Origin of the sequence: Pseudomonas sp. AE27 (assembly GCF_037113495.1) — a bacterium.
Taxonomy (GTDB): Bacteria; Pseudomonadota; Gammaproteobacteria; order Pseudomonadales; family Pseudomonadaceae; genus Aquipseudomonas; species Aquipseudomonas palmensis.
The window spans coordinates 664,056-677,762 of the sequence record NZ_CP146966.1; the positions used below are offsets into that span (position 1 = coordinate 664,056).

General features: G+C 61.0%; 9 protein-coding genes. All 9 read left to right on the plus strand.

The window, feature by feature from the left end; translation table 11 throughout:
* The first annotated feature begins 30 nt into the window (after positions 1-30).
* The 9 genes from tssI to V9K84_RS03210 all read left to right on the plus strand — a co-directional run bounded on the left by tssI (position 31) and on the right by V9K84_RS03210 (position 13,663).
* Positions 31-2,988, plus strand: a complete 2,958-nt coding sequence (gene tssI, locus V9K84_RS03170) for a type VI secretion system tip protein TssI/VgrG (RefSeq protein WP_338793860.1) — start codon at positions 31-33, stop codon at positions 2,986-2,988.
* Positions 2,985-7,748, plus strand: a complete 4,764-nt coding sequence (locus V9K84_RS03175) for an RHS repeat-associated core domain-containing protein (RefSeq protein WP_338793862.1) — start codon at positions 2,985-2,987, stop codon at positions 7,746-7,748. Before tssI ends, V9K84_RS03175 begins: the two co-directional genes overlap by 4 nt.
* A complete protein-coding gene (locus tag V9K84_RS03180; protein WP_088514257.1) occupies positions 7,745-8,212 on the plus strand; it encodes a DUF6714 family protein in 468 nt (155 codons plus the stop codon). Before V9K84_RS03175 ends, V9K84_RS03180 begins: the two co-directional genes overlap by 4 nt.
* A 388-nt stretch (positions 8,213-8,600) precedes the next feature.
* Entirely contained in the window at positions 8,601-8,900 is a 300-nt protein-coding gene (locus V9K84_RS03185) for a hypothetical protein (RefSeq protein WP_143516622.1), read from the plus strand.
* Positions 8,901-9,124: 224 nt separating this feature from the next.
* A complete protein-coding gene (locus V9K84_RS03190) occupies positions 9,125-9,409 on the plus strand; it encodes a hypothetical protein (protein WP_143516621.1) in 285 nt (94 codons plus the stop codon).
* Positions 9,410-9,710: 301 nt separating this feature from the next.
* Positions 9,711-10,010 (plus strand): hypothetical protein, encoded by a 300-nt coding sequence (locus V9K84_RS03195; protein WP_054916689.1) that lies wholly within the window; start codon positions 9,711-9,713, stop codon positions 10,008-10,010.
* 111 nt (positions 10,011-10,121) lie between these two features.
* Positions 10,122-10,895 (plus strand): alpha/beta hydrolase, encoded by a 774-nt coding sequence (locus V9K84_RS03200; protein ID WP_088514255.1) that lies wholly within the window; start codon positions 10,122-10,124, stop codon positions 10,893-10,895.
* A gap of 65 nt (positions 10,896-10,960) precedes the next feature.
* Positions 10,961-11,461 carry a DUF2199 domain-containing protein gene (locus V9K84_RS03205; protein ID WP_058541355.1) on the plus strand — a complete coding sequence of 167 codons (501 nt, stop codon included), beginning with the start codon at positions 10,961-10,963 and terminating at the stop codon, positions 11,459-11,461.
* Between the two features lie 165 nt (positions 11,462-11,626).
* Positions 11,627-13,663 carry an NADPH-dependent 2,4-dienoyl-CoA reductase gene (locus tag V9K84_RS03210; RefSeq protein ID WP_088514254.1) on the plus strand — a complete coding sequence of 679 codons (2,037 nt, stop codon included), beginning with the start codon at positions 11,627-11,629 and terminating at the stop codon, positions 13,661-13,663.
* The last annotated feature ends 44 nt before the right edge of the window (positions 13,664-13,707 follow it).

The window sequence follows — 13,707 nt, forward strand, 5'->3', positions numbered from 1 at the left end:
CCCCAGTTTTTGCAGCGGGAGGAACATCGGATGTTCTCAGCGGCCAACCAGCCCCATTTCACCCTGACCCTGGACGGGGTCGACAGCGACTTTCAGGTGCTGTCGTTCAGCGGGCGCGAAGCGCTCAGCCAGCCGTTCGAATTCGAACTGGAACTGGTCAGTGAACGGGCGTCGCTGAACCTCGAATCCCTCCTGCACACGCTCGCCTTCCTGCAGCTGTCGCCCAGCGGCAGCGGCATTCACGGGCTGGTCTACAGCGCCGCGCAGGGCGAAGCGGGGCGGCGCCTGTCGCGCTACCGGCTGGTGCTGCGCCCGCAGCTGGCGTACCTGGCACACCGCATCAACCAGCGCGTCTTCCAGCACAAGACGGTGCCGCAGATCATCGCCCAGGTGCTCGAAGAGCACGGCATCCTCGCCAGCGACCACCGCTTCGTGCTCGGCGCGGTGTACCCCGAGCGGGTGTACTGCGTGCAGTACGACGAGTCCGACCTGCACTTCATCCAGCGCCTGTGCGAGGAGGAGGGTATCCACTACCACTTCCAGCACAGCCCGCAGGGCCATGCGCTGGTGTTCGGCGACGACCAGACCGTATTCCCCAAACTGGCCCCGGTGGCCTACCAGCAGGACACCGGGCTGGTGGCCGACGTACCGGTGATCAAGCGCTTCGGCCTGCGCCTGGCCACGCGCACCAGCCGCACCACGCGGCGCGACTACGACTTCACCAAACCGCGCATCCAGCTCGAAAGCGACGCCGACAGCGGTGCTGCGCCGGACCTGGAAGACTACGACTACCCGGCGCGCTTCAGCGACCGCGCGCGCGGCAAGCACCTGGCCACCCGCGCCCTGGAGCGCCACCGCAGCGACTACCGCCTGGCCGAGGGCCGCAGCGACCAGCCGAGCCTGGTCAGCGGGCATTTTCTGAGCCTGACCGAACACGCCAACCCGGCCTGGAACGACCTGTGGTTGCTCACCGAAATCATCCACGAAGGCAAGCAGCCGCAAGTGCTCGAAGAGGTGATCAGCAGCGACGTCACCGACCTCAAGGACGACTTTCACCAGGGCTATCGCAACCGCTTCTGCGCCACGCCGTGGGACGTGCCGTATCGGCCGCCGCTGAGGCATCCCAAGCCCAAAGTGCTGGGTGCGCAACGTGCGGTAGTGACCGGCCCGGAAGGCGAGGAGATCTATTGCGACGAGTACGGCCGGGTCAAGGTGCAGTTCTTCTGGGACCGCGAAGGCCAATCGGACGACAAGACCACCTGCTGGATGCGCGTGGCCTCCAACTGGGCCAGCCAGAGCAGCTTCGGCGCCATCTCGCTGCCGCGTATCGGCATGGAGGTGCTGATCACCTTTCTGGAAGGCGACCCCGACCAGCCGCTGATCACCGGTTGCCTGTACCACGGCGCCAACCTGCCGCCGTACCGGTTGCCGGACTTCAAGACCCTGGCCACGGTCAAGAGCAAGGAATACAAGGGCAGCCGCAGCAACGAGCTGCGCATCGACGACACCACCAGCGAGATCAGCATCGCGTTGCGCAGCGACCATGGCGCCAGTGCGATCAACCTGGGCTACCTGACCCACCCGCGCCCCTCGGGCGGCCAGCCGCGTGGGGAGGGTTTCGAACTGCGCACCGACCGGCATGGCGCCGTGCGTGCGGCGGCGGGCCTGCTGCTGACCACCGAGCCCCGGCATCACGAAGCCAAGCACCACAAGGACCTGCCCGAAACCGCCGAACGCCTGGCCACCGCCAGCGAGCAGCAGGACGGCTTCGGCCAGCAGGCGCGCGAGGTGCAGGCGCAGGAGGCGGGCGATCAGGACGAGGTGGCCAAGGCCCTGCATGCCCAGCACCAGGGCATTGTCGGCAGCGGCCCGACCAACCAGAGCGCCAACGAGTTTCCCGAGTTCAGCGAACCGCACCTGGTGCTGGCCAGCCCGGCGGGCATCGCCCTGACCACGCCGCGCTCGACCCATGTCGCCACCGGCGAACATCTGGCGTTGAGCAGCACCGGGCATACGAGCCTGTCGATCGGCAAGCGCCTCTTGGCCAGTGCCAGCCAGGGCATGCGGCTGTTCGTGCAGAACATGGGCTGGCGGCTGATTGCCGTATCAGGAGATATCGACTTCCGGGCCCTGAAGAACAGCATCAACCTGCTGGCCAAGCTCGACATCACTGCCAATGCCGATCGCATCACGCTGACAGCCAAGACCGAACTGGTGGTGCAGGGCGGCGGCAGTGCCACCACCTACAACGCCAGTGGCATCACCCACGTGACCACCGGGCCGTACACCGCGCACGCGGCGAACTTCGCCCATGTGGGGCCCAAGAGCCTGGCCGGGACCTTTCCCGAGCCGCCCAAACCGGGCAAGGGCAACCTGGAGCTGTTCAACCTGTACGCCAATGCCAAGGGCATCCAGGCCGGCGATTACGAAGTGACCGATGCGCTGGGCACGGTGCTCAAGGGCAGCCTCGATGGCCAGGGGTTCAATGCCGTGTCGGGGGTTGCGCCGGGGCCGGCGTGGGTCAGGTTTGGTCTCGATACGGTCAACACCTGGAGCCTTGGCAGTTTTACCAAGGGCCTGCCCTGGCCGAGCCTGTCGGCCCTCGAAGAGGGCACGCCGTCGATGCTCGGTGCGATGTTCGACAAGCTCAAGCCTGATCCTGGCGGCAGCCTGATCGAAGAGGCCAAGCAACTCGCCGGCAAGGGCATGCATGCAGCAAAGGCCGGCAGTGACTTGCTCAACACCGGCCAAAGCGCGCTCCAAGGCATGCAGCAGATGCGGGGCGCAATGCAGGGCGGCATGGGTGGGCTGGCACAGCGGGTCAGCGCTTCCAGTGCCGTCGGTTCTACGCTGCCTGCCGCCTCGGCCGCGCTGAGTGCGGCGGGCCTGGCCGGCCTGCCAAGGTTGCCAGTACCCAAGCTGGCTGAACTCAAGGCTCACAGCCTGAACACTGTTACCGATTTGCTGCCAGGTGAACTGATCTCATGACTGAACATACCTACGCTTGCGACGACCACTCCCGCGCCTCGCAGGTAGCCATCACCCCGCTTCGCGAAATCCAGATAGAGGACGTTGGTCGTGGCGCCGTGGTCTTCGATGCCTGGCTACGTGAGGTCAGTGCCAGTTTTGCCACCCTCGAGCGCATCAGCGGTGTCGCCGGCAGTGTGCCCATGGCAGGCAATATCATTGCCTTGGTCGACGCGCTGGGTGATGTTGTCGCGCTGGCGCGCAGCAACGTACCTGAGCCCTTTGATTGCGCGAGCTTCGGGCTCAACCTGATCGGTCTGGTGGCTTCCCCTGCGAGCATGACCGCAGCACGCATGGCCTTGCGCCCGATGCTGTTCATCGTGCGCCAGGAGGGCAAGCGGGCGCTGGGTGATGCGCTGATAGAGCTGATGGCGGGCCACTTGAATGCTGACATCGTCGGTAGCCTGGATGACTTCGTCGAGCAGTCCCAGGGCAATCTCAAGGAGGCGTTGGCCCAGGCAGCAATTCTGGGCGAACAGATCATTCTCGACATCGCCTCAGGCCTCGGTGCTTTGGTTGCCGGCACTGCTGTGGGTGTGGCCAGCCCGGTCTCGGCGCCAGCTGGAAGCCGGCTTGTCCACGACCCGACGGCGAGCATCGACAACTATCTCCGGGCAGCCTTTGATGCCTACAAGGCGGCCGGCAAAGGCATGACCAGTGCTGCTGTCAGCGTTGCACTGGGGGACGAGGGCAAAGCTGGCCTACTGGCGCAGATTGCGCGCCTGCGGGAACTGGCGCCACAGGTGCGTGCTGAAATCCTTGAACTTTCCGATCCCGGCTGCCCTTGCTCCATTGAAGGCCTGCGCATGAAGCTGGCCAGCAGCGTAGAGCAATGGCGCACGCGCAACCCCCAGGTTGTGGTGGCCAACGTCAAGACCGCAGCCATCAGCACGGCCCAGCACCAGGCTGCCGACGGTAAGGTCGAAACGCAGAAGATGCAGAGCCCGGCGAGCCTGGAGGCCAACCAGTGCAAGAATGGCGCGCCCACCAGCACGTGCAACCGCATCAACTTCGCCTCAGGTAGCGAGACGCTTCAGCACACCGACTTCAGCCTGCCGGGGCCGTTTCCGATCGTGTGGACGCGTACCTATCATTCGCGCCTCGATGCCCTCGACAGCGCCAGCCTGGGCGCACGCTGGATCACCGAATTCACCACGTGCATCGATGTGCTGGATGACGGCGTGCTGTTCCACGACGTGGATGGCCGCAGCCATGCCTACCCGCTGCCCAAGATCGGTATGTCGCACTATGACCCGGTGGAGTACAACGCCCTGGTACGCACCACCGACAGTCAGCTGATTCTCATGCGCGGGCTGGGGCGCAAGGAAACCTATGAGCGGGCAGGGGGGCGCTTCCTCCTCACGCATATCGTGCTGCGCAGTGGCGCAGGAGCCATGCTGCATTACGAGCACCGTCATCAGGGGCGCCCGGTACTCTCGGACATCAACACCTACCAGGAGAATGACCCCGCCAAGGTACACCTGCAACTCGGCACCGTGCTTGACGGGCATGGCCGTATCCAGGGGCTCTGGCAGGTGGTCGATGGCAAGCCGCTGCGCCAGCTCTGCGCTTATCACCACGATCAGCTTGGCGACCTGGTAACCGCCCAGGACGAGCATGGCGCTGCCTGGCAGTACGCGTACCAGCACCACCTGATCACGCGCTATACCGACCGTACCGGTCGTGGTCTCAACTTGCGCTGGGACGGCAGCGGCCCTCGCGCCAGGGCCGTGCACGAATGGGCAGACGACGGCAGCTTCGAGACTCGTCTCACCTGGGATGAACACATTCGCCTGACAACGGTGACTGACGCGTATGGCCAGCAGACCCGTCACTATTACGATGCGCAGGGCTACACCTATCGTATCGAGTACCCGGATGGGCGCTCGGAGTGGCTGTTTCGCGACCAGCGCAAGAACCTGATTCGCCACCTTCATGCCGACGGCAGCCAGGATCGTTTTGCCTACGACGAGCGAAGCAACCGGCTGCAACACATTCGTGCCGACCATAGCGTGGTGCATTACGCGTACAGCGACGATGATCAGCTGATCAAGGTTCGGGATGCTGAAGGTGGGCTGTGGCGACGGGACTACGACGAGCGCGGCAATCTGGTAGAGACGGTCGACCCGTTGGGCAACAAGACCGAGTTTGCCTACACCGCCACAGGCCAGGTCAAGGCAATCAAGGATGCTCACGGCAACGAGAAGAAACTCGGGTACAACGAGGCCGGGCAGATGCTCGAATACACCGACTGTTCGGGCAAGACCAGCCAGTGGCACTACAACGAATTCGGGCAACTGGTGGAAACCGCGAATGCGGCGGGCGACAAGACGCAGTACGAATACAAGGCGGGGCAGTTGGCCAAGGTGATTCATCCAGACGACACCGAAGAGCGCTTCGAGCGTGATGCCGAAGGCCGTCTGCTGGCGTACCTCGACGCGCTCGACCGCTGCACCACCTGGACCTATTCCGACGCCGGGCTTCTGGCCGAGCGCGTCGACGCCAACGAGCACACCCTGCGCTATCGCTGGGACAAACTGGGCCGGCTGATTGGCCTGGAAAACGAAAACACCAGCCAGGCGAGCTTCGTGTACGACCCGGTCGGTCGCCTGTTGCAGGAGACCGGCTTCGATGGCCTGACCACCCGTTATCAATACGACCCGTACAGCGGTCGCCTGGCCTCGACCCAGGTCGGCCAGCGCCGCATCGACCTGCGTTTCGACCCCATGGGTCGGCTGGCCGAGCGTACCGCCAGGCTGGACGATCAGTCCCAGACCGAGCGCTTTGCCTATGACGGCAACGGCAGGCTGATCCAGGCGATCAACGCGGCAAGCCAGTTGCAGTGGTTCCATGACGAGGCGGGCAATCTGACCCGCGAGCATCAGCATTACCTGGGGTTGCAGCAGCCGGTGGTGGCGGTGTGGACGCACGAGTACGACGTGCTCAACCAGCGCATCGCAACCGTGCGCCCCGATGGCCATACGGTCAGCTGGCTGACCTACGGCAGCGGCCACCTGCTGGGCATGAAGCTCGACCAGCACGACATGCTCAGCTACGAGCGCGATGACCTGCACCGTGAAGTGGCGCGCCATCAGGGCAACAAGCTGATGCAGACCCAGGCCTGGGACCCGGCCGGACGGCTGCAGGAGCAACTGCTAGGCAGCCACGACGGCAAGTCCACGTTGCTCAAGCGTCAGTACCAGTACGATGGCGCCGGGCAACTCACCGACATTCACGACAGCCGGCGTGGTCAGTTGGCCTACCAGTACGACCCTGTCGGTCGCCTGTTGCAGGCCAGCAGTCGCCTGGGGGTGGAGACATTCGCGTTCGACCCGGCGGGTAACTTGCTGGACGAGAAGACGCAGCAGCTCAACCGCCCGCTGGACCAGGCCCCCAAACGCAACAGGTTGATGGACAACCTGCTGCGCGAATACGCCGGCACCCATTACACCTACGACGTGCGCGGCAACCTCGCCGAACGGCTGCACAACGGCGTGCGTGCGCAGTTCACCTGGGACCTGTTCGACCGGCTGGAGAGCTACAGCGATGACAAGCTCAAGGTCGAGTACAGCTATGACGCCCTCGGGCGGCGATTGCACAAACACTCGGTTGCGCATTACTCGAACAAGCCGCAGGCCGGCACGGGCTGGAATCAACTCGAACGGGCCAAGCGCCAGCGTGAGCTGGACTGTGGCTTCACGCTGTTTGGCTGGGACGGCGACACACTGGCGTGGGAAAGCTCCCCGCCGCGTGATGAAGGCGATACGGGCCGTACGGTGCATTACTTGTATGAGCCGGGCAGCTTTGTGCCGGTGGCCCAGGCCCTGCGCAGGGGGCCGGTGCGGCTGCACAAGCAGCCGGACTGGAGCGGCCGCCACTACGACTTCGACCTGGACCCGTTGTGGCACACGCACATGCAGCCGCAGGCGTTTGACGCGCTTGCGTGGTACCAGTGCGATCACCTGGGCACGCCGATGGAGCTGACCGACCATAATGGCGAGATGGCGTGGGCGGGGCAGTACAAGGCGTGGGGGGAGGTGCGTGAGGAGCGGTCGGTTTGGGCAAGGCAGGTAGGGCTGAGTAACCCGCTACGGTTTCAGGGGCAGTATCACGACCGTGAGGCTGGGCTGCACTACAACCGTTTTCGCTACTATGAACCGAAGACCTATCGTTATATATCGAAAGACCCTTCAGGTCTGCGGGGAGGGATTAATTTCTATAATTACGCGTCTGGAAATCCGCTTGGTTATGTTGATCCTCTCGGACTAAACCCTGTTGCGGGATGCGTACTTGGATCTTGGGCGGGGCCATTTGGATGTGGAGCTGGAGCAATTGTGGGTGCCGTTGCCGGAGGTGTCGCGGTCGGTGCAGTTCTAACGACTTCAGGCGACTCTGCCAAACAGAGTGGAGAGATACGTGATGATGCAAATTTGAAGGTAAGCCCATTATCAATTGGTATGCCATCGCCGGGAAATTGTACGCCTGGTGAGCACCGAAAAATGCAGGACGAAGTTGACAGGGCCTGTAAAGGGGGACGTCGTACCTGCAAGGGAGTTACCGATCCTGTGCAAGCTTCAATTCTGCGTGAGGTGAATCTGGAGTGTGCGTTAGCTCGTGATGCTGTAAATAATCGATGTTTCGCTGGTGGGGATAAACAACACCGAAATGAAGCAATCAAAGCGTGGGAGAGTGTAGCGCTATGCGAGAAGAAGATTCGATGAAAATGGAGCAGCTCAGAATTAGAGAACAAATAAAGCTCGCTTTTAAGTGTACAGCGCCGCCGGAGGCCTCTCAGATTGTAGCGTCTTCTTATCCTGAGCCCCTTCAGATCAGGGATTTTTTCAAGGGTCGGAATTGGTGGGATGTTACGCTAGATATATTGGTAGATGAATATGTTGGAGATGCATCTGCATGTTTGTCATTCATGGCCCCCGTCGGGATGAGGTATTATTTGCCAGCTTACCTTTTGATCGCATGTGAGCAATATGATGAAGGTGATGTAATTTCCAAGGAACTGCCATCAAGGCTGCTGATGTATGCCAGAGATAATGATCTTTATAAGATAAAATGTATGGATGACGCGAAGCAGGCGGCGGTTGCGCAGGTGCTTGAGTTTCTGGTTCAGGCCTATGACGATGAGGATGCTTACGAAGCGTTAGAGTTTTTTTGGGGTAAGTTTCTATGATGGTTGAGCATGCCATTGGTGAAGGCTGGTGGTTTATGATTCAGTTTGTTTAGTTGATTATGAGGTCGCGGTGAGTTAGTCGCGCGTTTTGTTAGGTGTGAAGCTCGCTCTCGCTGCCATGGTAGTAATTGCCTATCTTTCTTTCTGTTTACTTGCATTGCTCGCGGGTCTGGATTAACCCACACCTATTTAAGTAATTCGGCATGCTATTTTTGTGACGGGCTTGGTTCCACTGTGTGCTTGGTTGCTGGTTATTTTTTGTACTAAGCGTCAAGGGTGATCAAAAACTTTTCGCTCGTGATGACTATCATGTTGTGCGCAGTGTAAGGCGAAAAACGAGAATGTTTTGTCTGTCGTGATGTACCAGCCCCATTATTCTAGGTGAGTTATGTGCGACACGATTCAGTTTTTCAGAATTTCCTTGTTTGCTTTTTGTGGTGTTTCAATGGCGGCGGCGGTGATTTATGCAAATCAATTTTGCAAAAAGAGAGGCGTAAATATGAAAACTTTTTCTGGCATATTTGAAATGTGGGCGATGGTTTTCAAGTTTGAGTATAAAAAGCTGTCATTCATCATGCTGACTGCAACCTATGGCGGGGCACTCATGATTGTCGCTATTTTCGTACTGACCCTTTGGGGGCAGAGTAAGGGGTGTGTCTTTCCGATCAATGACAGGGCGATGCGTTAAGCAAAGGACTTCATACATGGCAATGAGGGCATCAGGGGTACCGAGTCGAAGGCGCAACGCATTAAACTGCCGCCGACAATTGCCACCGCGACACAAACAAGGGACCCTCAAATGACGACATTCACTCACCAGGACGGCCAGTACGTCGAAGTTGCCGGGGCGCACCTCTATTTTCCACTGTAATTATTCCACTGAAAGATTGAGGGCGTATTGTGTGCTTTTGGATGGCTTTATTGATTGAAATAATTTTCTGGTTTTTGTTTGGGGTGGTTTTTTTAACGGTTTTTTATGCAAATGCATACTGCAAGCGTAATGGCATAAATATGAATACCTTTGCAGGGCTTTTTGAGATGTATAGGCATGTTTTTTCATTTAAAAATAAGATGCTTTCGTGGGTGGTTCTTACAACTGTTTACGGCGGAGCGGCCGCAGGAGTCGGGTTGGCTTCTTTGGTGTTTTACGCGCGATCTCAGGGGTGTGCGCTTGATGTAGTGGTTAATTTAGGGTGAGCGAAAGGAGAAACAAGAGCTGAAGTATGGCTCGGCAAGTTTTTACTGGTGCGTGTTTGGCGCCGAAGAAGTGTGTTTTAAGTCGCAACTGTGATGTCTTGATTTTTTACAGGAAATTTGTATTTTGCTTGGTGTTTATTGTTTTATTGGGGACGGTCGAAAGGCTGTGTTTTGTAGTTGATGGGCGGTTTGGTGGGGTGGGCCATATTTCAGTACTGCCATGCGGTGATGTAGCTCAGTTCGCTTTGTGGTCAGCGTTCTATCTTTAGTCTTGTGCCATCAGCGTGGTCAGAAGAAATTCATGTGCGATACGATCCAGTTCTTCCGTATTTTTCTGTTTTTTGTGGGGTGGTTGTTTTTGACGGTTTCGGTGATATACGCAAATCGCTGCAGCAAGAAAAAGGGTATCAATATGAACACTTTTTCGGGCATGCTTGAAGTGTGGGGTATGGTTTTCAGATTCGAAAATAAAAAGCTTTCAATCATGTTGCTGACATCAGCCTATGGAGGTGCGGTACTGGCAATCGTCATCCTCATACTAACGCATTGGGGCCAAAGCCAGGGTTGTGTCTTTCCGATCAATGACAGGACGATGCGTTAAGCAAAGGACTTCATACCTGGCAATGAGGGCATCGGGGGTACCGCGTCGAAGGCGCAACGCATTAAACTGCCGCCGACAATTGCCTCCGCGACACAAACAAGGGACCCTCAAATGACGACATTCAATCACCAGGACGGCCAGTACGTCGAAGTTGCCGGGGCACGCCTCTATTGTGAACAGCAAGGCAACCCACAGGGCCCGGCACTGGTTTTTCTGCACGGTGGCTTTGGCGATATCGAAACCTTCAATGCCATCACGCCGGCCCTGGCCGAACGTTATCGCCTGATCGGCATCGACAGCCGCGGCCAGGGCAAATCGACCCTGGGGCACCTGCCGCTGACCTACCAGCGCTTGCAACTGGATGTGGAGGCGGTTGCCCGGCAGTTGGGGCTTGAGCGCTTCAGCCTCGTCGGCCACAGCGATGGCGGCATTGCAGCGCTGCGCATCGCGGCTGCCGGGAGTGCTGGCATCGACAAACTGGTGACGATCGGTGCCCACTGGCAACTGAAAGCAGATGATCCCGTGCGCGGCATGTACAGCTGCGTGACCGGCGCGCGCTGGCGTGAGCTGTTCCCGCACAGCTACGAGCGCTACCTGCAGTTGAACCCCGAACCCGATTTCGACCGCCTGGCCGTGGCGTTGCGCGAGCTGTGGCTGGATTCAGGCGAGCAGGGCTACCCGAATGAAACGGTGTGCGGCATCACCGCCGATTTGCTGGTGATTCATGGCGATGAAGACCGCCTGGTAACGCGGGCCAACGCCTGCGAGCTGGCCGATCGGGTGGCGAATGCGCAACTGCTGAACATCCCGTTTACCGGGCATTCGCCGCACGAGGATCACCCCCAGTGGGTAATGCCTGCGCTCAAGGCACTGCTGGGCCTGTAACATGACGCTGCCGTTTGCGCGCCGCGCGGCTTGATCCGGCCTTAAGTGTTCAAGGAGCACCCACCATGCAAGGCTTCCATTGCGCCACCTGTGGCGAGTATCACGACGAGCTGCCCACCACCTTCGGCGCGCCAGCCCCTGCCGCCTGGTATGACCTGCCGGAGGCAGAGCGCGAGCAGCGTGCGCCACTGTCCAGCGATCAGTGCATCATCGATGACACCCACCACTTCGTGCTCGGGCGCCTGGAAATCCCGATCATCGGCTCACCCGAGCCGTTCGTGTGGCTGACCTGGGTGACGGTCAGCGAGGCGGATTTCTACCGCACCAGCGAACTGTGGGAAACCCCAGGTCGCGAGCGCGAACCACCTTATGCGGCACGTGTGCAAAGCGAGTTCCCCTATGAGGTTTCGACCCTCAACCTCAAGGCTACGCTGCAGACCCAGGCCCTGGGCGACCGCCCGCTGGTGTTCGTGGACGCGGGCGATCACCCGCTCGCCCTGCAGCAAAACACCGGCATCACCCACGATCAGGCTCGGCAACTGGCCGAACGCTGCCTGCATCCGTGAACAGGCCAGCGCCTCACGCACTGTCAGTTACGGTCATTAACTTGTAACTTTCGGTCATTGAGCCTCACTTCCAGGCGCATTACTGTCCCTCACAGATAACCGACGGGCCCCGCTGCACGCAGCGAGGCGCCCGCATTCCGTGATCAGTTCGCTGTGGAGTTCACCATGACCGCCGCTCAATACCCGCACCTGCTTGCCCCGCTGGACCTGGGCTTCACCACCCTGCGCAACCGCACCCTGATGGGCTCGATGCACACCGGCCTGGAGGAGAAACCCGGCGGTTTCGAGCGCATGGCGGCGTACTTTGCCGAGCGCGCTCGTGGTGGCGTCGGCCTGATGGTCACCGGCGGCATCGGGCCCAACGAAGAGGGCGGGGTGTACTCCGGCGCGGCCAAGCTGACAACGGCCGAAGAAGCGCAGAAGCACCGTATCGTTACCCAGGCGGTGCACGAGGCCGGCGGCAAGATCTGCATGCAGATCCTCCACGCCGGGCGCTACGCCTACAGCCCCAAGCAGGTGGCCCCCAGCGCGATCCAGGCGCCGATCAACCCGTTCAAGCCCCGCGAGCTGGACGAAGAGGGCATCGAGAAGCAGATCCAGGACTTCGTCACCTGCGCCACGCTGGCCCAGAGCGCCGAGTACGACGGCGTCGAGATCATGGGGTCCGAAGGCTACTTCATCAACCAGTTCCTGGCCGCCCACACCAACCATCGCACCGACCGCTGGGGGGGCAGCTACGAGAACCGCATGCGCCTGGCCGTGGAGATCGTGCGCCGGGTGCGCGAAGCGGTCGGCCCGAACTTCATCATCATCTTCCGCCTGTCGATGCTCGACCTGGTGGAAGGCGGCAGCAACTGGCAGGAGATCGTGCAGCTGGCCCAGGCCATCGAGCAGGCCGGCGCCACGCTGATCAACACCGGCATCGGTTGGCACGAGGCGCGTATCCCGACCATCGCCACCAAGGTGCCGCGTGCCGCGTTCAGCAAGGTCACCGCCAAGTTGCGCGGCACGGTGCAGATCCCGCTGATCACCACCAACCGCATCAACACCCCGGAAGTCGCCGAGCAGATCCTTGCCGAAGGCGACGCCGACATGGTGTCGATGGCACGCCCGTTCCTGGCCGATCCGGACTTCGTCAACAAGGCCGCCGCCGGGCGCGGCGACGAGATCAACACCTGCATCGGCTGCAACCAGGCCTGCCTGGACCACACCTTCGGCGGCAAGCTGACCAGTTGCCTGGTCAACCCGCGGGCCTGCCATGAAACCGAACTCAACTACCTGCCGGTGGCCCAGCCCAAGCGTATTGCCGTGGTCGGCGCCGGCCCGGCCGGCCTGGCCGCCGCTACCGTGGCCGCCGAGCGTGGCCACCAGGTGACCCTGTTCGACTCGGCCAGCGAGATCGGCGGGCAGTTCAACGTGGCCAAGCGCGTGCCGGGCAAGGAGGAGTTCTTCGAGACCCTGCGCTACTTCAAGCGCAAGCTGCAGACCACCGGCGTGGAGCTGTGTCTGAACACCCGCGTCAATGTCGAGCAACTGGTGGAGGGCGGCTACGACGAGATCATCCTTGCGACCGGCATCGCGCCTCGCCTGCCGGCCATCGACGGTATCGATCACGCCAAGGTGCTGAGCTACCTGGACGTGCTGCTGGCGCGCAAGCCGGTGGGGCAGAAGGTCGCGGTGATCGGTGCCGGCGGCATCGGCTTCGATGTGTCGGAGTTCCTGGTGCACCAGGGCGTTGCCACCAGCCAGGACCGCGAGGCGTTCTGGAGGGAGTGGGGCATCGACACCCGGCTCGAAGCGCGCGGCGGCGTGGCGGGCATCCAGGCCCAGCCCCATGCTCCGGCGCGCCAGGTGTACCTGTTGCAGCGAAAGAAGACCAAGGTTGGCGACGGGCTGGGCAAGACCACCGGCTGGATCCACCGCACAGGCCTGAAGAACAAGCGGGTGCAGATGCTCAACAGCGTCGACTACCTGAAGATCGACGACGCCGGCCTGCATATCCGTATCGCCGAAGGCGAGCCGCAGGTACTGGCGGTGGACAACGTGGTGATCTGCGCCGGCCAGGACCCGCTGCGCGAGCTGCAGGATGGCCTGCTGGCCGCCGGGCAGTCGGTGCACCTCATCGGCGGCGCGGACGTCGCCGCCGAGCTGGACGCCAAGCGCGCGATCAACCAGGGTTCACGCCTGGCGGCCGAGCTGTAAAGCGGTGGCGGGGGTGCGCTGGTAGACTGCGCGCTCCCGTTCTG

Excerpts from the sequence above, each read along its gene's own strand:
- V9K84_RS03185 (WP_143516622.1), top strand. The coding sequence starts at position 8,601 with ATGTGCGACACGATTCAGTTTTTCAGAATTTCCTTGTTTGCTTTTTGT.
- V9K84_RS03175 (WP_338793862.1), top strand. The coding sequence starts at position 2,985 with ATGACTGAACATACCTACGCTTGCGACGACCACTCCCGCGCCTCGCAG.
- V9K84_RS03190 (WP_143516621.1), top strand. The coding sequence starts at position 9,125 with ATGGCTTTATTGATTGAAATAATTTTCTGGTTTTTGTTTGGGGTGGTT.
- V9K84_RS03210 (WP_088514254.1), top strand. The coding sequence starts at position 11,627 with ATGACCGCCGCTCAATACCCGCACCTGCTTGCCCCGCTGGACCTGGGC.
- V9K84_RS03200 (WP_088514255.1), top strand. The coding sequence starts at position 10,122 with ATGACGACATTCAATCACCAGGACGGCCAGTACGTCGAAGTTGCCGGG.
- V9K84_RS03205 (WP_058541355.1), top strand. The coding sequence starts at position 10,961 with ATGCAAGGCTTCCATTGCGCCACCTGTGGCGAGTATCACGACGAGCTG.
- V9K84_RS03180 (WP_088514257.1), top strand. The coding sequence starts at position 7,745 with ATGAAAATGGAGCAGCTCAGAATTAGAGAACAAATAAAGCTCGCTTTT.
- tssI (WP_338793860.1), top strand. The coding sequence starts at position 31 with ATGTTCTCAGCGGCCAACCAGCCCCATTTCACCCTGACCCTGGACGGG.
- V9K84_RS03195 (WP_054916689.1), top strand. The coding sequence starts at position 9,711 with ATGTGCGATACGATCCAGTTCTTCCGTATTTTTCTGTTTTTTGTGGGG.